This window comes from Catellatospora sp. NPDC049133, assembly GCF_040648455.1.
GTDB lineage: Bacteria > Actinomycetota > Actinomycetes > Mycobacteriales > Micromonosporaceae > Catellatospora > Catellatospora aurea.
The window spans coordinates 38,268-60,326 of sequence record NZ_JBEZDT010000040.1 but is presented as its reverse complement, the minus strand read 5'-3'; the positions used below and the strand labels follow the sequence as shown (position 1 = coordinate 60,326).

Sequence of the window (22,059 nt, the reverse complement as noted above, 5' to 3'; positions counted from 1 at the left end):
TGGCCACCTGCCGGGCGACGCGGCACGAGAGGCGAGCGATGACGCCGAGCGGGGCGGTGCCGGACGCGGCTCCCCCGCGCCCGGCTCTGGTGCTGGGCACGTTGATCTTGGTCGCCGCGGTGGCCAACCTTAACCTGAGCGTGGCCAATGTGGCGCTGCCCGCGATCGGGCGCGCTTTCGACTCGTCGCAGACCATGCTCAACCTGGTTGCCGTCGGCTACTCGCTCGGCCTGGCCGCCTCGGTGCTCTACCTGGGCGCGTTCGGCGACCGCTACGGCCGCAAGCTGCTGCTCATCCTCGGTGTCAGCCTGTCCGTGCCCGCCTGCCTGCTGGCCTCCCACTCCACCTCGGACGTGATGCTGGTGTGCGCCCGGGTGCTGGGCGGCCTCGCCGCCGGCATGGCCTACCCGACCACGCTGGCCCTGATCGCCGCCCTGTGGCGCGGCGCGCCCCGCATCCACGCGATCGCACTGTGGTCGGGCATCGGCGGCGCGATCTCGGCGATGGGCCCGCTGCTGGCCGGAGCCGCGCTGCAGCGGTGGTGGTGGGGCTCGGTCTTCCTGCTCACCCTGCCGCTCGCGCTCGTCGCGCTGATCCTGGCGGTCCGCTGCGTCCCGGCGCACGTCAACGAGTCCACCGAACCGGTCGACCACCTCGGCGGAGTGCTGTCCGTGGTGCTGGTCGCGTCCCTGGTGCTGGCCGTCAACTTCGCGCCGTCCCCCGGGTCCGGCCCGGCCGCGGCCGGGCTGGCGGTGGTCGCGGCCGCCGCGACGATCGCGTTCGTGCTTCGCCAGCGCAGGGCCGCCCATCCGCTGTACGACCTGACGATCGCTGCCCGCCGCACGTTCTGGGTCGCTGCGGTGGCCGGCACCATCGTCTTCGGCTCCCTGATGGGGGCGGTGTTCATCGGGCAGCAGTTCATGCAGAACGTGCTCGGTTACACGGCGCTGCAGGGCGGGGCGGCGATCCTGCCCTCACCGCTGCTGATGACACTCGTCGCGCCGTACTCGGCGAAGCTGGTGGAGCGCCGCGGCTCACGCTTCACGCTGCTGATCGGCTACCTGTTCTGCCTGCTGGCGTTCCTCACCATGCTGCTGCTGTGGCACGAGGACGTCGCCTACTGGCGGGTCGGGCTGGCGTACGCGCTGATCGGGGTCGGGATCGGGCTGGCCGGCACCCCGGCGTCGCGCTCGCTGACCGGCTCGGTGCCGGTCCGGCGCGTCGGCATGGCCTCGGGCACCGCCGACCTGCAGCGCGACCTCGGCGGGGCGATCATGCAGTCGCTGCTCGGGGCGCTGCTCACCGCCGGGTACGTCCGGTCGATCTCCACGCAGGTACGCGAGCTGCCGCAGTCACCGGAGATCGCCCAGGCGGTCGTTTCCGAACTGCAGAAGTCGTTCGCCAGCGCCGCCGACACGGCACAGCGCTACCCGCGCCACGCCGCCGAGATCATCGAGGGCGCCCGCAACGCGTTCCTGGCCGGCGACCGCTGGGCGTACTCCGCCGCGATCGTCGCGATCGGGCTCGGCATGGCCCTGGTCGCCCGGTACTACCCCCGCCACGCCGAGGAGACCCGGCTGCTCGCCTCGTACCAGACGGAGGTCCTCGCCGGACGTTCAGCCGGCTGAGGTCCGGCGGGGACAGTGCGCGGCGGCCGCCGTTGCTAATCTCCCGCGGTGATCCCTCACCGCCGCCTGCTCGCCGCGCTGCTCGTGGCCACCGCCTCCCTCACCGCCTGCACGGAGAGCGGCTCGCCCGCACCGGCCGCCGCCGGCGCCTCGGCGGGTGCCGCAGCCCTCGCCACCCCCGGCACCGCCACCGAATCCGTCGACGACTGCGCCACGGTCAAGACCGCGATGCTGATCGTGTCGATGCGTACGGCCGGGGTCACGGTCGCCGTCACCCTCACCGAGCAGGGCGTGAAGACGCCACGCGAAGGGCTGGACGAGGCCGCCGCGACGCTCGACATGCCGCTGACCATCCTCGACGAGGCCCTCGCCCAGACCACCGGCGAGGACCTGAGGGTCATCGCCGGATCGATCCGGACCGAGGTCACCACGCTTCAGCAGACCCTGCGTTCGGGCACCGACCCGGCGGCGGCCCAGCAGGCGATCGAGAAGTACACCACGGCGCTCGAACAGAAGTCGCAGATCCTGAAGACCCGCTGCCCCTGAGGCCGACGCCCGGCTCAGCCGGGGAACTCGTGCACGACCTCGATCAGCCCGACGATGTGCCGGTTGAACTCGTCCAGCTCCTCGGCCGGCACCCACAGCTCCAGGATGTCCCGCCCGCCGACCTGCTGCACCGGGTAACGCTGCGCGAACTCCCGGTCCACCGCGAACCGGGTGACGTAGCCGGAGCCGCTCGCGGGCACGTTCCAGTCCCGGGCGATCATGATTGCGTACTGCTCGTTGAGCACCGGGTAGAAGATCGGCTGGTCGGGCAGGCGCGGCGGCCAGGCCCGCCAGCCGGACTCGCGTACCAGCTCCAGCTCGTTCGGGCCGGTGGGCCGCCACAGCGTCAACGTCTCGGTCATCATGTGCTCCTCTCGCAGCGGCGCACATTACCGACCTGAGAGGCGGCCCGGCCAGCGGGTTTGCTCAGGCCGGGGCCGGACCGGTCGAGGCGCGTACCACCAGCTCGGGTTCGAACAGCAGCTCATCGTCGGGCACCTGCTCGGCCTCGATCTGGCTGAGCAGCAGCGCCACCGCGGCCTGCCCCATCGCGACGATCGGCTGGCGCACCGTGGTCAGCGGCGGGTCGGTGAACGCCATCAGCCCCGAGTCGTCGAAGCCGACCACGGACACGTCCGCGGGCACCTGCTTGCCGGACCGGCGTACCGCCCGCATCGCCCCGATGGCGAGCACGTCACTGGCGCAGATCAGCCCCGTCGCGCCCTCGGCGACCAGGCGCGCGGCGGCGGCGTGGCCCTCCTCCATGGTGAGCGCGCCATACGCGACCAGCTCGGCCGCGCCCTTGCGGGCGGCCCGGTAGGCGGCCAGCTTGCGCGCCGAGGGCACATGGTCCGCCGGGCCGAGCACCAGCCCGATCCGTTCGTGGCCGAGCGCCGTCAGGTGGGCGTACGCCTGCTCGACCGCGTGCTCCTCGTCCGTGCACACCCGCGGGAACGCCAGCCCGTCCGCGCTCGCGTTGATCAGCACCGTCGGCAGCCCGCGCTCGCGCAACAGCGCGTAATGCTCGTGCGCCGCCCGGGTCTGCTGGTAGAGCCCGCTCGCGAAGATCACGCCGGAGACGTTCTGCTCCAGCAGGATGGTGATGTACTCCGACTCGGCGACCCCGTCGACGGTCCGCGCGCACAGCACCGGCGTGAACCCCTTCTTCGCCAGCGCCCCCGCCATGACCTCGGCAAACCCGGGGAAGATCGGGTTCTGCATCTCCGGCAGCACGATGCCGACCAGCCGGGCCCGTTCGCCGCGCAGCTTGGTCGGCCGCTCGTACCCGAGCACGTCGAGCGCCGACAGCACCGCCGCCCGGGTGGCCTCGGAGATCCCCGGCTTGTTGTTCAGCACCCGCGACACGGTGGCTTCGCTGACTCCGACATGTTGGGCCACCTCGGCCAGCCTCCGCGCCATCGCGCAAGTGTAGAACACCCCAGTGCAAGCCACTTGCAGAAACCGAACCGATCTCACGACCGACAGGAAGTGCGCCTTGTCAGTGGTCGACCTGGCCACCGCGTCGCACGTGAGCCGTCCGCAGCTCGCGAGATGACCGCATCGGAAGCGCCGAGAGGTGCCCAGCCGCCAGCGGCTGGGCACCTCTCGGCGGTTCGACTATGCGGGCAGCTTGGAAAGCTGGAGTTCGATGGCGGTACGGGCCCAATTTGTCAGGTTCTCGGACCACACCTGGTCGGGTCCCGTCGTATTCAGGATGACGACCACGCTCCCCCGCCCGATGTACATGAAGCATCGCACGTTGGCGTCCGCGTCACTGCTGTAGCACGCGGCGGTGGCCTGGTACACGGTTGATTTCAACGTGATGCGCTTAAGTTCGATCTTGGTATGGGTGACCCCCGCCTCGCGATACGACGTGCATTCCCGCAGTACGGACTCCGCCTCGGCGATGACGTCCTTGGCCTTCTGCTTCGGCAGGACAAAGACGTCCTGCGCGACGAGCATCCCGTCTGGGACATTGAACCCGCCTGAGAGCATCCATGACCGAACGTGGGTCAGAGTGTCCTTCGCATCGGCGACAGCGGAGGCAGGACGTTCTCCGCAGGCCGTCACGATGCCCGCGGGGAAGCCTGGCCAGGAAGAGGCGTCAACCAGGCGGGTGGCCTCCTTGCCGGGCATGGCCAGCACCCACTCCAACTGGTCCTCGGTGAGCGTGGCCGTTTCCATCAGCTGAGTGGAAGTGAACGCGGGCACTGGCGACGCAGACGCCGCTGTGGAGGTGGACGACGCCGTGCTCTCCGCTGGTGTGGCTTCGCCGCAGCCACCCGCGAACACGGCAACGACAACGATGGGAAGTGCGAACCGCCTCAAGGTTTGTGCTCCAAGGTGTACGAAGGGATGCGGCACCATACCGCCGCGGCGGACCTCACGTTGACCCTGGTTGACCGAATCTGAAAATCGGGTGAACCCGCGGCGGTGGTCCGCTCAACCACCGCCGCGGGTGGCTCTCACACGGTGCGCAGCCAGGCGGCGGCGTCTGCGGGCAGCCGTCCGCCGTCGAGCTCGGTGCTGGTCAGCAGGACCGCCGAGTGCTCGGGCAGGTCGACCGGCTCGCTGCACAGGTTCACCACGCAGGTGAAGCCGCCGGGCCGGGTGAAGGCGACGACCTGCTCCGGGGTGTCCAGCCAGGTCATCGGACCGTCGCCGAGCCCAGCCTCGGCACCCCGCACGGCCAGCGCCGCCTGGTAGAGCCGCAGCATCGAGCCGGGATCGGCCTGCTGCGCCTCCACGGTCAGGTTGGTCCAATCCGGCTGCGGCAGCCAGGCCGGAGCCGCGCCCGACGGGCTGAACCCATGCGAGGAACCCGACGACGACCAGGGCAGCGGCACCCGGCAGCCGTCGCGGCCCGGGTCGGTGCCGCCGGAACGGTGGTAGATCGGGTCCTGGCGGGTGTCGTCGGGCAGCCGCTCGACGTCGGGCAGGCCCAGTTCCTCGCCCTGGTACACGTACACCGAGCCGGGCAGGGCCAGGGTCAGCAGCGCCGCCGCGCGGGCCCGGCGCAGGCCGAGCGCCTCGTCGGTGGGTGTGAGGTGGCGGGCCTGGCGCAGGCCGTGCTCGAACCCGGTCTCGGCCCGCCCGTAGCGGGTGACGGTACGGGTCACGTCGTGGTTGCACAGCACCCAGGTGCTGGGCGCGCCGACCCCGGCGTGCGAGGCCAGCGTGGCGTCGACGCAGTGGCGCAGCGCCTTGGCGTCCCACGGGCAGCCGAGGAAGTCGAAGTTGAACGCGGCGTGCATCTCGTCGGCGCGCAGGTACTGGGCGAACCGGTCGATGTCGGCGAGCCACACCTCGCCGATCAGGGCCCGCGGGGTCTCGTACGAGTCCGCGACCGTCCGCCACGAACGGTAGATGTCGTGGATCTCGTCGCGGTCGACGAACGGGTGCGGGGTCGGCGGCGCGGCCGGGTCGAAGTCGGCCAGCTCGGGGTCCTTGACGCACATCGCCGCCGAGTCGATCCGGATGCCGTCCACGCCCCGGTCGAACCAGAACCGCAGGATGTCCTCGAACTCGTCGCGGACCAGCGGGTTCTCCCAGTTCAGGTCGGGCTGCTCGGGGGCGAACAGGTGCAGGTACCACTCGCCGTCGGCGACCCTGGTCCAGGCCGGGCCGTTGAAGACGGAGTTCCAGTCGTTGGGCGGCAGCTCACCGTGCTCGCCCCGCCCGGCCCGGAACCAGAACAGATCCCGGGCGGGCGAGCCGGGCCCTTCACCGAGCGCCCGCTGGAACCAGGCGTGGGCGGCGGAGCAGTGGTTGGGCACGATGTCGACGATGATGCGGATGTCGAGCCGGTGCGCCTCGGTGATCAGCGCCTCCGCCTCGGCGAGCGTGCCGAAGGACGGGTCGATGTCGCGGTAGTCGGCCACGTCGTAGCCGGCGTCCGCCATCGGCGAGGGGTACCAGGGGCTGAACCAGATCGCGTTGATGCCGAGGGAGTGCAGGTACCCGAGCTTCGCGCGGATCCCCGCCAGGTCGCCGACGCCGTCGCCGTTCGCGTCGGCGAAGGAGCGTGGGTAGACCTGGTAGATGACGGCGTGCCGCCACCAGTCGCGGGCGTCGTTGTGGAACACGGGTACCTGCCTTCAGTTCAGTGGATCGGTCAGAAGCCGCTGTTGCCGGGGCCGCGGTTGAGCGTGTAACCCAGGCGGTTGATCAACCCGCCGCTCGCGGCGCCGGAGACGGTGACGTACGTGACGTACGCGCTGCCAGCGGCGTTGAGCTCGATCCCGTACGTCCCGGCGCCGTTGACGGTGACGTGGTCGAGCGTGAGGTTGGTGATGTTGCGCTGGAAGCTGAGCAGGATGCCCTGGTACGTGGAGTCGACGATGTCGACGTCCTTGACCAGCACCGGCGCGGTGATGTCGGTGGCCTCCGCGTAGATCCACAGGCCGCCCAGTGACGAGTTCCAGTTGCGCTCGAAGCTGGACGTGCGGGTCAGCGTGTTGCGCTGCACCGAGGTGGTGTTGCTGAACGGCAGCGCCCCGTGCCAGGTGCTGATGGCGATGCCGGACCCGGCGTACACCGAGTCGCTGATCAGGTTGTCCTCGACGCGGTTGCCGTTGCCGCCGTAGATCGCCGCGCCGTTGGCCAGCATCGGCAGCGCCACCGTGTTGAAGGTGAACGCGCTGTTCGTGACGGGCGCCGAGTTGGACCACATGGCCAGCGCGTCGTCGCCGGTGTTGCGCAGCGTGCTCTGGTCCACGCGCACATTGGTCGCGCCGCCGTTGACGTTCACGCCGTCGGCGAAGATGTTGCGCATCCGGGTGCCGACGACATAGAGGCCGTTGGTGCCGGTCGTCGGCCACATGCCGACCTTGGTGTGCTCGATCCAGACGTTGCTGACCAGCGAGCCGGTGCCGAAGTTGCCCTCGATGCCGGCGTCGAACGCGCTGTCGTCGCGGTAGCGCACGTCGCCGGACAGCGTGAAGTCTGCCAGCCGCACGTTCGACCCGGTGGCGAAGAAGCCGCCCTTGCCGTTGGTGCCCTTGATGACGGTGTGCCACACGCCCGCGCCGCGCAGGCTGACGTTCTGGATGTTGAGCCGGGCGTTCGTGACGAACGTGCCGGCCGGCACCCACAGGCCCTTGCCCTGGCTCTGCGCCGCCGAGATGGCGCTGTTGAACGCGTTGGTGTCGTCACCGGTGTCGTTGGCGACGGCCCCGTACGAGGTCACGGTGAGGTAGTCGGCCGGGGCGGACAGGGCCGCCGGGGCGACCTCGGCCTCGATCAGGTCGATCGTGTAGTACGACGCCGACGAGGTCGCGTCCTTCTGCAGCTTGATGACCGTGCCCGCCGGGTACGTGGTGCCGAGCAGCACCCGCACGTCGTCGAAGAAGCGGTGCGGCTCGCCGCCGGCCGGGTTGTTGTTGTACGGGTACGCCCCGTACACCCAGCTGTAGACCGAGCTGAGGGTGACGTCCTGGATCTTCGTGCCGCCCGCGTACAGCGCGAGCGGGTTGGTGTTGCCGGTGCCCGCCGCGTTGTCCGGGATCGAGTAGCGGATCACGAACGCGTTGGCCGGCTTGGTCAGCGTGACCTGCACGTACTGGCCGGTCGACGACAGCTTCACGGCGCGGCGGCCGGACGCCTCCGACGGCTCGGACAGGTAGGCCCGGTTCGGCCCGATCAGCGAAGCGTTGGTACTGCCCGACTCCGCCTCGTACACGGTGTACGGCAGCGTCGCACCACGGGTGGCCAGAGCGGTGCCGCTGCCGACGGTGACGTTGTCCAGCAGCACGTTGCCGGAGTCGCCCGAGTCGTACTGGTAGGCGATGATGTTCAGCCCGGCGCGCAGGGTGAGGCTCTGCGCGGCGGTGAGCCAGCCGGACCCGGCGGGCAGCGACAGCTGGCCGGTCTTGAGGTCGTTGACGTACACCGACACGGTGCGGGCCGCGCCGTTGGTGTTGGTGTAGCGCAGCGTCACCGTGGTCGCCCCGGCCGTGGTGGCGTTGACGGTCCGGACGACCCGGGCCCCGGCCGTGGTCAGGCCGGTGACGTAACCGGTGCCGGTGTAGCCGCCGGTGCCGGTCGCGGTCGACGTGCCGCCCGCGAGGAAGCCGGTCTCCAGCTCGTACGTCACCCCGGTCGGCGGCGGCGTCGGGCTGGTGCTCGGGGTCGGCGTCGGGCTCGGCTGCGTCGTCCCGGACACGGTGATGTTGTCCAGGTTGATGTTGCCGGAGTCGGTGCTGTCGAACTTCAGCGCGACCGTGTTGTTCCCTGAATTCAGCGGCACCGACTCGGCGATGGTGCCCCAGGTGTCCCAGTTGGCGGTGGCCGGGAGGTTGATCTGGCGCAGCTTGCCGCCGTTGACGTACAGCGACAGCGTCATGTTCGCGCCGGTGCCGTTGGCGTAGCGCACGGTCACCGTGGCGGTGCCCGCGCTCGTGACGTTCACGGTGAACGACGTGTTCGCGTTGCCCTTGTTGCCGTCGGTGTAGCCGCCGACGAACCCGGAGCCCGTGTAGCCCGGGTGGTCGGTGGCGACCGTCGCGCCGCCGGACAGCGACGCCGACTCGGCCTCGTACTGGCCCGCGGGCGGGGCGGCGATGTCGGCGACGGTCAGGCTGTCCAGGTTGACGTTGCCCGAGTCGGCGCTGTCGAACTTGTACGACACCGTGCTGTTGCCGTTGGCCAGCGAAACCGTCTCGACCTGGGTCCCCCAGGAGTCCCAGTTGGCGGTGGCGTTGAGGCCGATCTGCTTGATCTTCGCCCCGTTGACGTACAGCGACAGGGTCCTGGTCGCCGTGGTGCCGTTGGCGTAGCGCAGGGTCAGCGTGCGGTTGGCCGTGCCGGACACGTTCACGGTGAACGACGTGTTCGCGTTGCCCTTGTTGCCGTCGGTGTAACCGCCGACGAACCCGGAGCCGGTGTACCCGGTGTGGTCGGTGGCGACCACGGCCCCGCCGGACAGCGACGCCGATTCGGCCTGGTAGATGGTGGTGGCGGCGGCCGCGGGCAGGGCCGTGAGCAGTCCTGCGCCCAGGGTGAGCACGGCCGCGGCGAAGGCGGCCAGCAGGGTGCGAGCGGGGATGCGTGGAGCGGTGCGATGGTGCAGCGTCATTGCGTACTCCCTTCACTTGCGTCGGTGTGTCCCCCGTGGCGGAGCAGCACCGACCGGCCCCCGGGCATGGCGGAACCGGGCGGCGGTGCGTGAGCGGATCTCTCTCCGGCTCGGGCGGCCGGAAGTCTCAGGTGTGCCGGGTCAGCCCTTGATGGCTCCGGCGGACAGGCCGTTGAGGATGCTGCGCTGGAAGACCATGAAGATGATCACCATGGGTATGCTCGCGATCGCGAGGCCCGCGAACATCTCGTTGTTGGTGACCCGGCCGGTGCTGGCCAGCCGGCTCAGCGCCACGCTGATGGTCTGCCCCTCGGCCTCCTGCAGCACCAGCAGCGGCCAGAGGAAGTCCTTCCACGATCCGATGATCGCGAAGATGGAGACCACCGCCAGCACGGGGCGCGACAGCGGCAGGATGATGTGCCACAGCAGCCGCAGCCGCCCCGCGCCGTCGATGCCCGCCGAGTCCAGCAGGTCGTTGGGGATCTGGTCGAAGAAGCGCTTGAGCACGTAGATGTTGAACGCGTTCGCCGCACCCGGCAGCCACAGCGCCCACGGCGTGTTGAGCAGGTTGAACCCGAAGACCGGCACCTCGGCCACGGTCAGGTAGGCGGGCACCAGCAGCGCCGCGGCCGGCAGCATCAGGCTGGCCAGCATGCCGCCCAGCACCACGTTGCCCAGCACCGGCCGCAACTTCGACAGGGCGTACGCCGCAGCGACGTCCACGATCAGCTGGAACAGCCAGCCGCCGAGCGCGTAGCCCGCGGTGTTGAGCAGGTAGCGGCCGATCTCCAGCCGGTTCCACGCGTCGAGGTAGGTCTCGGGGTGCCACTCGGTCGGCCACAGCGTCGGCGACGGCTGCGCCAGTTCGATCGGCGTCTTCATCGCGCCGGTGAGCATCCAGTACAGCGGGAAGATGAAGATCAGCAGGAAGAGCACCGCCATCGTGCCCAGCACCAGGCGGTACACGAGGCGGCCGCGGCCGCGGCGCAGGTCGGCGTCGGAGATCAGGGATCGCGTCAGGGAACTCATCGGGGATCCTCTCAGTCGGCCTTGCGGGTGAGCCGCAGGTAGAGGGCCGAGAACGCGCCGAGCACGATGAACAGCAGCACGCTCATCGCGGCGGCCATGCCGAAGTCGTTGTTGATGGTGAACGCGTACCGGTAGATCAGCACCATCACCGTGATCGTCTCGGGGTTGGTGGTGCCGGTGAGCTGGTACGGCTCGATGAAGACCTGCATCGTCGCGACGATCTGCAGCAGCAGCAGGACCAGCATGATGAAGCGCATCTGCGGGATCGTCACGTGCCGGACGCGCTGCCACACGGTCGCGCCGTCGAGCTCGGCGGCTTCGTACAGCTCGCCCGGGATGCCGGCCAGGCCGGCCAGGTACATGATGGTCGCGCCGCCCATGTTCGCCCAGGTCGAGACGAGCACCAGCGAGATCATCGCCATCTTCGGCGACTGGGTCCAGTCCGAGCCGGGCAGGCCGACGCCGGTCAGGATCGCGTTGAACAGGCCGTTGCCGGGGTCGTAGAAGTACTGCCAGAGCAGCACGCTGACGATCGGCGGCAGCATCACCGGCAGGTACACCGCAAACCGGAAGAAGCCCTTGGCGTGCCGGAACTCGTTGATGACCAGCGCCAGCACGAACGGCACCGCGAACCCGAACAGCAGCGCCAGGCCGGTGAACTCCAGCGTGTTCAGCCAGGCGGTGGCGAACAGCGGGTCGTCGAGCACGGCCGTGTAGTTGTCCATGCCGACCCAGATCGGGTCGGTGACGAAGTTGTCCTGCTGGAAGCTGAGGATGATGCCCTTGACCAGCGGATACCAGGAGAACAGGGCGAAGCAGAGCAGGCCGGCCGCGAGGAACGCGTACGCCTGGAGGTTGTCGCCGATCCTGCGGCGCAGCCGCGCCGTGCGGGCCGAACGCGGCCCCTCGGGCGCACCGGCGCGCCCTGTCCCCCGTGTCACCGCTGCCGAGCTCTGCGGCGCGATCACCGTCATCGTCGTGCTTCCTTCCCTGCTGTGCTGAACCTGGGAGGCAGGTCCCGGGCCGGCGCCGGTGGCTCGTTCGCCACCGGCGCCCCCGCGGCCCGGGACCCTACCGCGTCACTTGACGGTCGACAGGATCTGGTTGACCTGCTTCTCGGCGTCGGCCAGCAGCTTGCTGATGTCGGCGTTCTGGTCCGTCAGCACCTTCTGCATGGCCGTGTCCAGCACCGCGTAGATCTGCTGGGCCAGCGGCGGCTCCAGCTTCAGCGGGATGGTGGTGGCGGTGGCCAGGAACGGGCCGAAGTTCTGCGACGGGATGTTGGCGTGCTTCTTGGTCGCCTCCTCCCACTTGGCCAGCGAGGCGCCGGTCCAGATGTTCGGCTGCGGCAGGCCCACCGGCTGGCCCTTGGCGGCCGCCTTCTCGTTGTCGGCCGCGATGCGGTCCGGGTCGAGCGCGCCACCCTTGAAGGACAGCCAGGTCAGACCAGCCTTGATCTTCTCCGGGCTGAGGCCGGCCTTGAACATGTAGCCGTCGCCGCCGCCCAGGGTGCCCTGGCCGCCCGGGATGCCGCCGAGACCGAAGTCCTCGTACTTGGCCTTGTACTGGTTCACGATGACGGGGAAGTTGTCAGCGGAGCCGATGTACATGCCGAGCTTGCCCGAGGCCATCATCTGCAGCAGGTCTGCCCACTCCAGCAGCTGGCGCTGGCCCATCGTGTTGTCCGTCCAGCGCATGTCCTTCAGCTGCTGCAGGACCTGCTTGCCCTTGTCGTTGTTGAAGGCGGCCTTCCAGGTGTCGCCCTCCTTGACCGCCACGTCGCCGCCGACCGAGTACATCTCGGCGGTGAAGTGCCAGCCACCGGTGTTGTTCTTGCTGTAGTCGCCGTAGCCGACGACGCCGTTGCCCAGCGCCGTGATCTTCTTGGCGGCCTCGCGGACCTCTTCCCAGGTCTTCGGCGGGCTGGCCGGGTCGAGACCGGCCTTGGTGAACAGCGTCCGGTTGTACACCAGACCCAGCGAGTAGTTGGCCACCGGAACGCCGTAGATCTTGCCGTCGCCGCCGGTGAACACCTTCATCAGGTCCGGCTTGACGTCCTTGATCGACGGAAAGTCGGCGAGCTGCGCCGAGATGTCCTGCACCTGGCGCTTGGCGATCAGGGCCGCCGGGTCGGTCAGGTAGACGTAGAAGACGTCCTCCAGCTGCCCTCCGGCCAGCTTGGTGGCGAACGTCTGGGGGTCCATGAACCCCTCTTTGGCATCGATCTTGATGTTCGGGTACTTCGCCTCGAACGCCTTGACGTCGGCCTCGAAGTTCGCGCGGTTGACCGCGTCGGTCGCCGGGGGCATCCCGTTGACGGTGATGGTCACCGGACCGCTGGGGGTCTCCGGCTCATCGCCGGCGCAGGCCGCGCCGAGCATCGTCGTGCCGGCCACCAGCGCGAGCGCCAGCGACTTGCCGAGCAAACGTCGGTTCATCGGTTCTCCGATCCCTTCTGTATGCACACTCCGGCAGCGGCGAGCGCTCCGGTTTTGTTAATCGCGCATTGCAGCCGCGTCGCTCGGGGGTTACCGCGCCGTGGCGTGAGCAGAAGGATAGGCGCGCTCGCGCGCAGAAGTCCAGAGGATGACGCAAAAACGTGACCGCCGGTTTGCCATCGGCTTGCACTGCACCGCAAGTTCGTGACTCATCAATACGACCGCCACCGAAGGGCGCGACTCTATAAGACTTGCGGCAGGTGGGAGCGGGTCAGGCGGGCACCGGGCAGGGGCCGGTGGTGCTGCGGACGATCAGCTCAGGGTCGAAGAGCACCTCTTCGGAGGCCGCCGGACGGCCCTCCAGCTGCGACAGCAGGGAGAGCACGGCGGCGCCGGCCATGGCCCGGACCGGCTGGCGCACCGTGGTCAGCGGCGGATCGGTCACGCCCATGAAGGTCGAGTCGTCGAAGCCGACCACCGACACGTCGTCCGGGACCTCCAGGCCCTGCTTGCGTACGGCCCGCACGGCACCCAGCGCCAGCGCGTCACTGGCGCAGACCAGCCCGGTGCACCCGGCCGCGAGCAGCCGGTTCGCCGCACCCCGGCCGCCCTCGACGGTGAACACCGTGTGGTCCACCCACCGCCGCCACCGCGTCTCGCCCCGCTCCTCCCAGAACTTCGCGAACCCGGCCAGCTTGCGGGCCGACGGCACGTGCCCGACCGGCCCGAGGATCAGCCCGATCTTCTCGTGGCCCAGCCCCGCCAGGTGCGCGAGCGCCTGCTCGGCCGCACCTGTGTCGTCGACGCAGATCCGGGCCACGCCGAGGTTCTCGTCGGCCGCGTTGATCAGCACTATCGGCAGCCTGCGCTCGGTGAGCTGCTTGATCGCGGCCGGTCCCGCGTCGGCATAGCTGCTGCCCACGAACACGATCCCGCCGACCTGCTGCGCCAGCAGCATCTCGATGTAGTGCGCCTCGGACACCCCGTCGGACGTACGCGTGCAGAGCACCGGCACCAGCCCGCGCTGGATCAGCGACACCCCGATCACCTCGGCGAACGCCGGAAAGATCGGATTGCTGAGATCCGGCACCACCAGCCCGATCAGCCGCGCCCGTTCACTGCGCACCGGCTCCGGCCGAGCGAACCCGAACACGTCCAGCGCCGTCAGCACCGCATCCCGGGTCACCTGGGAAACCCCCGGCTTGCCCCGCAGCACCCGGCTGACGGTCGCCTCGGACACCCCCGCGAACTTCGCCACCGCCGAAAGCCTGCTCGTCGTCACCCCCGCATCTTACAGCACCCAATGCAAAAACCAACCCACCCCACGCAACCCGTTGCACACCCCCATCCCCCCAGCTCACCACCCCTCCCACCCCGCCCCGCCGCGCCCCGCCGCGTTGATCATGAACTTATGGCAAGGGTCGGCGGCGTGTCGTGTCCACAACCTCCTGTTGACCAACGCAGGAGCTCGCCATCCCCGGCCACCACCCGAACGGCCCGCAATCGATCATGAGGTTAGGCCCGCGACACGCCGCCGAGCCGTGCCATAAGTTCATGATCAACGCGGCGGGGAGCGAGGGGTCAGGCGGGTGGGCCGAGGGAGAGGGCGAGGCGGAGGGTGGTGTCGCGGAGGGGGAGGAAGCGGCGGGCCTGGGCCATGCGGTTGACCAGGAGGGAGGCGGTGGCCAGGCGCTGAGTGGGGCGGCGGCGCTCACGGTCGTACGCCCGCAGTCCGGCCGCCACGTCGCCGCCGGACAGGCACCGGGCCAGCGCGACCCCGTCGATGATCGCCTGACACGCGCCCTGCCCCAGGTCCGGCGTCATGGCGTGGGCCGCGTCGCCGAGCAGCGCCACGTTGCCCGACGTGTACGACGGCAGCGCAGGAGCGAGATGGTGCAGGTCGTGCCGGATGACGTGCGAGGTGGCGTACCGGTCGAGCACGGCCGGGATGGGATCGTGCCAGTGGCCGAACACGCGGCGCAGCTCGTCAGGGCCGTCGAGCGCGGGCTGGTAGCCCTCGGGGGCGGTCAGCACGGCGTACCAGTTGGTGCGACCCGGCCCCTGCGGCGTGATCCCGAAGCGGGCGCCGACGCCCCAGGTCTCGCCGCCGAGCTCGATGTCCAGGTCGGCGGTGCCGCGCCAGACGGTCGCGCCCGCGTAGCGCAGGCCGTGCCGCTCGCCGAACAGCGCGGTGCGGATCCGGCTGCCGATGCCGTCGGCCGCCACCACCACATCGTTGTCGCGGCGCAGCTCGGTGATGTCGCCGACGGCGTGGCCGAAGCGGACCACCCCGTCCGGCAGTGCCTGGCTGAGCACGCCGAGCAGGGCGGGCCGCGCCACCAGGTGGACCGGCTCGCCGTGGCGCTCGCGCACCTTGTCCATGTCGAGGGTGACGATGCGCGAACCGTCGGGCCGGCGGATCGCGCCGTTGCGCTGGGGCAGCCCGGCGGCGCGCACGGCCGCGCCGATGCCGATCCCGTCGAGCGCGCGCAGCGCCGAGGGCCAGATGCCCAGGCCGGTGCCGGCGGTCGGCAGGGTGTCGCTGCGCTCGTACACCTTGACCTGCCAGCCGGCGGCCCGCAGGCCGATGGCGGTCACCAGACCGCCGATGCCGCCACCCACGACGGCCGCTGTTCTCGTCATGCCCCGAACGTACTACAGCTGTAGTAGCCCTGACTACAGCTGTAGTATGAATCTCATGTCCGACCGCCGGGAGCAGATCCTCGACGCAGCCATCGCCGTACTCGGCACGAAAGGGCTGCGCGCGCTCACCCATCGCGCGGTCGACGCCCAGGCCGGACTGCCGGAGGGCTCGACGTCGAACAGCTTCCGCACCCGGGAAGCCCTGGTCGGCGGCATCCTCGACCAGCTCGTCGAGATCGAGACAGCGGTGTGGTCACGCCTCGCCGGACAGCGTCCGCCCCGCTCGCTGGAACAGTTCGCCCAGCTCATAGGGGATATGGTCGGCGAGGTGACCGGCCCGGCCAGGGCGCTGACCCTGGCCCGGCACGCGATCTTCCACGAGGCGGCCTTCCATCCCGGACTGCAGGAGAAGATCCGCGCGGCGCGGCACCGGCTGGCGGCGTGGGGCGAGCCGTGGCTCGCCCAGTTCGGCTCCACCGCCCCCGCCGCCGACTACCTGACCGTGCTCGCCCTGATCGACGGCCTGGTCGCGATCCAGCTCGCCTGCCCCGAACCCGACTTCGACCCGACCCCGTCCATCCTCACCACGCTGCGCGGGATGACGACCACTTGATCCGCCGGTCGAGCGGCCGCTCTCGCGGCACCGGCAGCTCGCAACCGCCGGTTGTCAGTCGCGGCCGAGCCAGGTCGTCACGCATACCTCGTTGCCCTCGGGGTCGGCGAGCACCCGGAACGCGGGCGCTTCCTTGTCGTAGACCACCCGCCCGCCGGCGGCGACGGCCGCCGCGACGCGCCGGTCGGCCTCGTCGTGGGGCACCGAGATGTCGAGGTGGATGCGGTTGCGCTGGGTGCGCGGGGAGTCCATCTGCTGGAACCACACCGCCGGGCCCTGGCCGTACGGGTCGACGACGGCCGCTCCCGGATCGTCGCCCACCTCGTCGTAACCGAGGACGGCCAGCCAGAACGGGCGCACCGCGGCGATGTCGAGGGCGTCCACAGCGATCTCCAGCAACTGCACGGCGCGCTTCGGCCCACCGACCGCGTCGGTGGTGTACCCGGCCTCGGTCAACGCGGCCGACACCCGTACCGCCAGCGCGGTCTCCCGGCCGGTCACCCGCATCGCACCGGGCACCTGCACCGTCAACAGGACCCGGTCACCCCGCAGGTCGAGCAGCAGCCGCTCCTCGGCCCCCGGGCCCGCGGCCGCAACGGCGAGCGCGGCCACCTCTGCCGCCTGCGCCAGGGACGACACCGCCACGGCTGTACACAGTGAACCGAGCACGAACCGCCAGCCGTGATCCGTGACCGCCTCGGACGCCTGCTGCCGGGTGAGGACCGTTTCGCTCATGCCCTGATGCTGCCAGGGCACGACGCGCGGGTACAGCGTTCATGGGGTCGGCTCGGGTAGCCTTGCCCGCCATGAGCGCTGGGCACGGGCAACACGACGATCCACTCGACCGGCTCGCGGCCGAGGAGGACTGGACCAAGCGCGCCAAGGCGATCGAAAACCAGGTCGTACGACAGCGGCGGATGCCCTCACTGCGGCCGGCGCGCACGCCCCGCCCCTGGCGCTCTCCTGAACCGCGGGGCGGAATCTCGCTCATCTTCGTCGCGCTCGTCGTCGTCATGCTGGTCAGCGCCGGCGCGATGTGGACCGGCGTCGGGCACCCGTCCCTGGTCGTGTTCTTCTTCGGGCTGTCGGGCTGGCTGGTCACGCTCTGCCTGCACGAGTTCTCCCACGCGCTGACCGCCCACCGGGGTGGCGACCACACCGTCGCCGAGAAGGGCTACCTGCGCCTCGACCCGCGCAAGTACGGGCACCCGGTGCTCACGCTGCTGCTGCCGATGCTGTACCTGCTCATCGGCGGGCTGCCGCTGCCCGGCGGCGCCGTGATGATCGAAAGCCACCGGTTGCGCAACCGCTTCCGCGACGCGCTGGTCTCCGCGGCCGGTCCCGCGGTGAACGTCGTCGCCTCGATTGGGCTGCTCACCGTGCTCGCGCTGGCGGGGCCGACGTTCCTCGACTGGGCGGACACGCACCTGGTCTTCTGGTCGGGGCTGGCCTTCCTCGCGTACCTGCAGGTCGCGACGGCGATCCTCAACCTGCTGCCGGTGCCGGGCCTGGACGGGTACGGGATGATCGAGCCATACCTGTCGTCCAGCGCACGTCATGCAGGGAGCAAGATCAAGCCATTTGGCATCCTGATCGTCTTCGCCCTGCTGTACATCCCCCTGGCGCGAGACCTGTTCGGCGAGGCGACCATCTTCTTCTTCGACGTCTCGGGCGTGCCGGGCAGCCTGGCCGGCTACGGCGGCCACCTGTTCCAGTTCTGGAAGAGCTGGTGACCCCGGAACTGACGTTCGAGACCGGACGGGTGACCTCGTCGTCACCACGTCGGCCACCGTAGCCCTCGGATACGTGACAGAGATGGCGGTCACCGTCCTGGCTCGCGAACTCATCGCGCTGCCGGTCCCGGCCGTCGCCGCTGACTGCCGCGCATCTCTGCACTAGCCGCGTCTTACCTTTGGGGTCAGAGGTCGAACTCGCCGTCCTTGGCAGAGTTAAGGAACGCCGTCCATTCGTCCCGCGTGAAGACGACGACAGGTTCCTCGGTCCGAGCCCGCCGCAGGCGCACTTCATCGCCGCCCATGCCGACCTCGACGCAGCCGCCGGAGTCACAGTGGGAACCGATGCGCCATTCAACATCCTGACTATCCGATGGCATGGGTTGACCCTTTCATCGGGTGACTGGCAGTCCAGCCTACAAGCGGCAGACGCACCGACGAACACCGATCGGACCGATTGGCACAACAGCACGGGTCCGTCTCCTCGATCTGGAGACGGACCCGAAGCGGAAACGATCAGCCGAAGGCGAAATCGCCCGCTTCCACCCCCTCGACGAAGGCGTCCCACTCCGCACGCGTGAATCGAAGGACCGGACCCTCCCGATCCTTCGAGTCGCGCAGAATAACGTCCTGGCCGAGCTGCGCTACCTCGACGCACGCTTGGTCGCCGCAGCGCTGGCTCTTGCGCCAGTCGACGAATGGTTCTGTGATGGACACGCGGATACCTGAAACCTTTCTCCTCTGAACCTGGGTGGTTCTTCAGCGGCAACCGCCGCTTAGTTATCTATCTCGGCGCGGACCGCTGCGATGCGCGCCTCAAGGACGCGGGTTGATCGCTCCGCCGAGTACGAACGGCGCGTGAGCTCGTCGAATATGCGACGATGCTGCGCGACCTCAGCCGGGTCGTCGACTACTTCATCGACCGACCAGCTCTCGCGGTAAAGCACGGCGTCACCCTCGGTGTCCAGCTCCAGCAGCGTGAACGGTCCAAGCGTCGCTGCCCCGGTCGGCCCAACCGGCAGAATGCGCAGACTCAGCTTGCCGGTCACGATGTGGTTCAAAAGATGCTGGAGCTGTTCGACCGCCACCTCTGCTCCACTCACGCGGTAGAGCGCGGACTCGTCGATGGTCAGTAGATAGGCAGGCGGGTCAGGGCGCTCGAAGACGTGCCTGTGCCGACGCAATCGCACTTCCAGACGAGCAGCCCGCTGCTGGTCAGTGAGCGCGTTGACGTCGCTGTGCCAGAACGCGAGCACCGCGTCAGCATGCCGGCGAGTCTGCAGCACACCCGGAATGATGATGGAAGCGAACATTCGGATGGTGGTCGCTTGACTCTCGAACTGCATCAGTTGCGCCGTTCCGGGCGTCAGGTGGGACCGGAAACCTGGCTCATCCCACCATCCGGCGACGCGCCGTCGAGCGACCTTCGCATCCGAGACGAGTTGAGCGACCCTTTCCTGATCCGTGACGTCAAGCTTGTCGAGCAGTGCCCTCAGATCCGTGCTCGAAATGGTGACTTCACCACTTTCGATCCGCTGCACCTTCGACAGCGACCAGTCGAGTGCAGTGGCGACATCGCCTTGCGTCAGGTCGGCCGCTTCTCGAAGCCCACGAAGCACGATGCGAAGTCGGCGGCGGGCCACTACGGGCGCATCAGCCGACGCCATGGCAGCCCCTCCCGGTTTCTCCCGCCCTCGCGATCCAGCCATACTGCAGAGTGGGATGCCGCTGTTTTATGCAACGCACAGACGCTACACCGCGGCATCCCGATAGGACACCATCACCGCGAAGGTGACGTCATTTCGTGTCCGCCTGGTACTCCATCGCTCGCACCAGACCCCTCCTGACCTGCTCGAACATCCGCTCGTCGGTCGTCGCGAACAGCAGCTGGTAGACCCCGCGATAGAGCCCGTACAACTCGAACGAGTGGGTCCTGGTCCCCCAGCACCCGCGGGCTCCGACCAGGATCGCCGCCGCGACGGTCGCCGCGACCGACATCGCCCCCGTCCCGAGCGCCGGCCAGACCGTCGCCACCGCGACCCCGGCGGTGCCCGTCGCGTACAGCCGCGTGGCGGCTCCGCCACCGCCGCCCCGCACGGACGGAACGCAGACGATGTGCACCCCGTGCAGTCCGCCCAGGGCGAACCTGCGGGGCTCAGGCTCGAACACCTCGAAGTACCGGTGATCGATGTGGGCGCATGGCCCCCGGTAGTAGACGGGCATCCTCCCTCTCCCTTGAACAGCCCTTGCAGGGAGAGAGTTGCATTCGTAAAGTTGACATGAGTCAGTCCTCCTTCCCTGCACGGGACGAGGCCAAGAACGGCGCTCGGTGCCAGCCGGGCGCTGTTCCTGTTCCAGGAAGCACGGCCGCTTCCTTACTGCTCAGTATGAGATGGACGATCGTTGATCGCCATACCGCAATCTGCGGTACCGCAGATTTGAACGAACATTAAAGTGAATCACGTCCTATCACGACCGCCCCACCGCCGATGGCTTGGCACACAACGCATCCAGCCATCGGCGATGAGATCGGCGGCGGTCACATCTGCAGCCCCTCCTCGATGGTCCTGAGCTTGTGCCGCGCCATGGCGAGGTTGGCCCGAGACCGCGAGAGCACCAGGTACAGGAACAGCCCTTGAGTGTTACGGCTGGTCAGCGGCCTGATGACGTGATATTGCACGCCGAGGGTGATCAAGATGTCCTCGATGGTGTCCTTGAGCTTGAGCATCTCCAGGGTGCGCAGCTTGGCCCGGACCACGTCGGTGTTGCCGGCCGCGGCGATGGTCAGGTCCATCTCCTTGGAGCTGCCGAGCGCCCCGAGCGCCATGCCGCTGGTGTAGTCCACGAGCGCGACGCCCACCGCGCCCTCGATCTGCATCGCTTCCTGCAGCGAGCTTTCCATGTCAGCCATGGTGGATCCTCATTTTCGTTCGACGAAGGATGGTCGGTTGTTCAGCGGGTCTCGACGTGCTGGACGAGTTCCCCGATGCGTGCGGCCACGGGTCGTGCCTCGTGGTGCAGTCGGGCGACGTTGAGTTCGCGCCCGGCGATGACGGTGAGCAGCGCCGACGCGCCGGCGGCGAAGATCGCGACGTAGCCGTTGCTGGCGGTGGTCACCGTCTCCCGGAACTCCCCTGAGCGCACCGTGGCGATGATCTGCTGCCCCAGGCCGAGCTGCGCGGCGGACATCGCCGCGAACACCTCTGGCTCGACACATTCGGCGTCGTGCGCGATGAGCAGCCCGTCGACGCTCGCGACGAGTACGCCGACCACGTGTGGCAGCCGCAGGCGCAGCTCGCGTATCTCGACGAACACCAGACTGTCTGGGGCCAAAGGGACGACTCCTCTCCTCCTACCGCGTAGGACCGATCTCAGAAGGTCTCGCATCACAGCGCACCCAGCCCCGCGATGAGTCGGGTGAGGATCTGCTCGGACACACGGGTGTCCGGCATGCCGGCGAGTTCGGGGCGCGGAGCGGCCTCGTGGCGCAGTGCTCGCCGCGGCAGCGGGACGTGTGGAGCCTGCGCGGCAGGCGGATCGGGAGCACGCTCGGGTTCGGGTTCGGGCCTCGCGTGTCGTGCCGACTGCACGATGGGCAGCGCGGTCGTGGCCACGTCGGCGGCGGCTTTCGCGCGCACCGTGGCGACGGATTCGGCCGCCGCGGAGCCGCCGGGACGGCCGGGCTCGACCAGGCCGGTGCGCGCCATCCGGCGCACTTCGAGCATGACCGTGAACGTGTCGCGGCCGAGCAGCCGGGCCAGGTCGATCGGGCTGCGGCGGCGGTCGGCGTTGGCCACCACCTCCCACTGCAGCGCGGTGAGCGCCACGCACTGCGAGCGCAGCCTGCGCTGGGGCAGCACGGCGGCGGTGTCGATGGCGGCGTCCGGCCACGCGTCGGCGAGCAGTCGCTTGCGCCGGTCCACCTCCTGGCAGACCGAGCGCAGGTCGAGGGTGCGCAGGTGGCCGACGGGGTGCCGGGCGCGGTGTTCGAAGTGCGCCGACACCACGAGGTCGAACAGGAAGAATGCCGCGTCGTACAGGGCGATCACGCCGAGGGCTTCCAGCTCGGTCTGGGTGACCAGGCCGGCGTCGACGAGTTCGGGCCCGATGCGGTGCTGGGCGCGGCCCGCGGTGACGGCGGCCCGCCAGGCGTCGGCGGGCAGCCTGCCGGAGGCGGTGAGCAGTCGTTCCACTCCGGACGCGACGGGGGTCTCGGCGTAGGCGATCCGGCCGTCGACGACGTACACGACGCCGCCGGGCGGGTCGAGGACACGCAGCGCGCCGGTGACCCCGGCCGCGCACCACGGTTCCAGGGACTCCCGCAGCAGGGGCGGGCGTGAGCTCTTCGACATGC

Annotated in this window: 22 protein-coding genes; 4 read left to right on the top strand and 18 right to left on the bottom strand. The window is 69.5% G+C overall.

Annotated elements, in window-relative coordinates; all coding sequences use genetic code 11:
• Window positions 1-38: 38 nt before the first annotated feature.
• Both AB0B35_RS34400 and AB0B35_RS34395 read left to right on the top strand, forming a co-directional pair.
• Window positions 39-1,628 carry an MFS transporter gene (locus tag AB0B35_RS34400; protein WP_361053718.1) on the top strand — a complete coding sequence of 530 codons (1,590 nt, stop codon included), beginning with the start codon at window positions 39-41 and terminating at the stop codon, window positions 1,626-1,628.
• A 48-nt stretch (window positions 1,629-1,676) separates the two neighbouring features.
• Complete coding sequence (locus AB0B35_RS34395) at window positions 1,677-2,174, top strand: hypothetical protein (protein WP_361053715.1); 498 nt, start codon at window positions 1,677-1,679, stop codon at window positions 2,172-2,174.
• A gap of 14 nt (window positions 2,175-2,188) precedes the next feature.
• Here AB0B35_RS34395 and AB0B35_RS34390 read toward each other — a convergent pair whose 3' ends face one another.
• From AB0B35_RS34390 to AB0B35_RS34345, 10 genes are all read right to left on the bottom strand, one after another.
• Window positions 2,189-2,536: an ADP-ribosylation/crystallin J1 gene (locus tag AB0B35_RS34390; protein WP_361053712.1), complete on the bottom strand. Its 348-nt coding sequence runs from the start codon at window positions 2,534-2,536 to the stop codon at window positions 2,189-2,191.
• Between the two features lie 64 nt (window positions 2,537-2,600).
• Entirely contained in the window at window positions 2,601-3,593 is a 993-nt protein-coding gene (locus AB0B35_RS34385) for a LacI family DNA-binding transcriptional regulator (protein WP_361053710.1), read from the bottom strand.
• 198 nt (window positions 3,594-3,791) lie between these two features.
• Complete coding sequence (locus AB0B35_RS34380; protein ID WP_361053707.1) at window positions 3,792-4,358, bottom strand: hypothetical protein; 567 nt, start codon at window positions 4,356-4,358, stop codon at window positions 3,792-3,794.
• Between the two features lie 281 nt (window positions 4,359-4,639).
• The gene (locus tag AB0B35_RS34375; protein ID WP_361053704.1) at window positions 4,640-6,259 is read right to left on the bottom strand and encodes an alpha-amylase family glycosyl hydrolase; all 1,620 of its coding nucleotides are present in this window, start codon (window positions 6,257-6,259) and stop codon (window positions 4,640-4,642) included.
• Between the two features lie 29 nt (window positions 6,260-6,288).
• Window positions 6,289-9,249, bottom strand: coding sequence for a carbohydrate-binding protein (locus tag AB0B35_RS34370; protein WP_361053702.1), 2,961 nt, complete (start codon window positions 9,247-9,249; stop codon window positions 6,289-6,291).
• A gap of 141 nt (window positions 9,250-9,390) precedes the next feature.
• A complete protein-coding gene (locus AB0B35_RS34365; RefSeq protein ID WP_361053699.1) occupies window positions 9,391-10,278 on the bottom strand; it encodes a carbohydrate ABC transporter permease in 888 nt (295 codons plus the stop codon).
• Between the two features lie 11 nt (window positions 10,279-10,289).
• On the bottom strand, window positions 10,290-11,252 hold the full coding sequence (locus AB0B35_RS34360; RefSeq protein WP_361053696.1) for a sugar ABC transporter permease: 963 nt from the start codon (window positions 11,250-11,252) through the stop codon (window positions 10,290-10,292).
• A 105-nt stretch (window positions 11,253-11,357) separates the two neighbouring features.
• A complete protein-coding gene (locus AB0B35_RS34355; protein ID WP_361053693.1) occupies window positions 11,358-12,716 on the bottom strand; it encodes an extracellular solute-binding protein in 1,359 nt (452 codons plus the stop codon).
• Between the two features lie 271 nt (window positions 12,717-12,987).
• Window positions 12,988-13,998, bottom strand: coding sequence for a LacI family DNA-binding transcriptional regulator (locus AB0B35_RS34350; RefSeq protein WP_361053690.1), 1,011 nt, complete (start codon window positions 13,996-13,998; stop codon window positions 12,988-12,990).
• 299 nt (window positions 13,999-14,297) lie between these two features.
• Entirely contained in the window at window positions 14,298-15,359 is a 1,062-nt protein-coding gene (locus AB0B35_RS34345; RefSeq protein ID WP_361053687.1) for an FAD-dependent monooxygenase, read from the bottom strand.
• A 55-nt stretch (window positions 15,360-15,414) separates the two neighbouring features.
• Between AB0B35_RS34345 and AB0B35_RS34340 the strand changes: the two genes are divergently transcribed.
• Window positions 15,415-15,972, top strand: a complete 558-nt coding sequence (locus AB0B35_RS34340; protein WP_361053684.1) for a TetR family transcriptional regulator — start codon at window positions 15,415-15,417, stop codon at window positions 15,970-15,972.
• 54 nt (window positions 15,973-16,026) lie between these two features.
• Here the strand turns inward: AB0B35_RS34340 and AB0B35_RS34335 are convergent, their stop codons facing one another.
• Window positions 16,027-16,707, bottom strand: coding sequence for a VOC family protein (locus tag AB0B35_RS34335; RefSeq protein ID WP_361053681.1), 681 nt, complete (start codon window positions 16,705-16,707; stop codon window positions 16,027-16,029).
• A gap of 71 nt (window positions 16,708-16,778) precedes the next feature.
• On the opposite strand from AB0B35_RS34335, the gene AB0B35_RS34330 reads away from it, so the two are divergent.
• Window positions 16,779-17,705 (top strand): site-2 protease family protein, encoded by a 927-nt coding sequence (locus tag AB0B35_RS34330; RefSeq protein WP_361053678.1) that lies wholly within the window; start codon window positions 16,779-16,781, stop codon window positions 17,703-17,705.
• Between the two features lie 185 nt (window positions 17,706-17,890).
• Here the strand turns inward: AB0B35_RS34330 and AB0B35_RS34325 are convergent, their stop codons facing one another.
• From AB0B35_RS34325 to AB0B35_RS34295, 7 genes are all read right to left on the bottom strand, one after another.
• Window positions 17,891-18,085 (bottom strand): DUF397 domain-containing protein, encoded by a 195-nt coding sequence (locus AB0B35_RS34325; protein WP_361053674.1) that lies wholly within the window; start codon window positions 18,083-18,085, stop codon window positions 17,891-17,893.
• A gap of 136 nt (window positions 18,086-18,221) precedes the next feature.
• On the bottom strand, window positions 18,222-18,416 hold the full coding sequence (locus AB0B35_RS34320) for a DUF397 domain-containing protein (RefSeq protein WP_361053802.1): 195 nt from the start codon (window positions 18,414-18,416) through the stop codon (window positions 18,222-18,224).
• Window positions 18,417-18,481: 65 nt separating this feature from the next.
• Window positions 18,482-19,372 carry a helix-turn-helix transcriptional regulator gene (locus AB0B35_RS34315; protein ID WP_361053671.1) on the bottom strand — a complete coding sequence of 297 codons (891 nt, stop codon included), beginning with the start codon at window positions 19,370-19,372 and terminating at the stop codon, window positions 18,482-18,484.
• Window positions 19,373-19,502: 130 nt separating this feature from the next.
• Window positions 19,503-19,928 carry a DUF6232 family protein gene (locus tag AB0B35_RS34310; protein WP_361053668.1) on the bottom strand — a complete coding sequence of 142 codons (426 nt, stop codon included), beginning with the start codon at window positions 19,926-19,928 and terminating at the stop codon, window positions 19,503-19,505.
• A 316-nt stretch (window positions 19,929-20,244) separates the two neighbouring features.
• On the bottom strand, window positions 20,245-20,616 hold the full coding sequence (locus tag AB0B35_RS34305) for a hypothetical protein (protein WP_361053665.1): 372 nt from the start codon (window positions 20,614-20,616) through the stop codon (window positions 20,245-20,247).
• A gap of 41 nt (window positions 20,617-20,657) precedes the next feature.
• On the bottom strand, window positions 20,658-21,038 hold the full coding sequence (locus AB0B35_RS34300; protein WP_360538295.1) for a roadblock/LC7 domain-containing protein: 381 nt from the start codon (window positions 21,036-21,038) through the stop codon (window positions 20,658-20,660).
• 53 nt (window positions 21,039-21,091) lie between these two features.
• Window positions 21,092-22,057: a hypothetical protein gene (locus AB0B35_RS34295; RefSeq protein ID WP_361053662.1), complete on the bottom strand. Its 966-nt coding sequence runs from the start codon at window positions 22,055-22,057 to the stop codon at window positions 21,092-21,094.
• Between the last annotated feature and the right edge of the window lie 2 nt (window positions 22,058-22,059).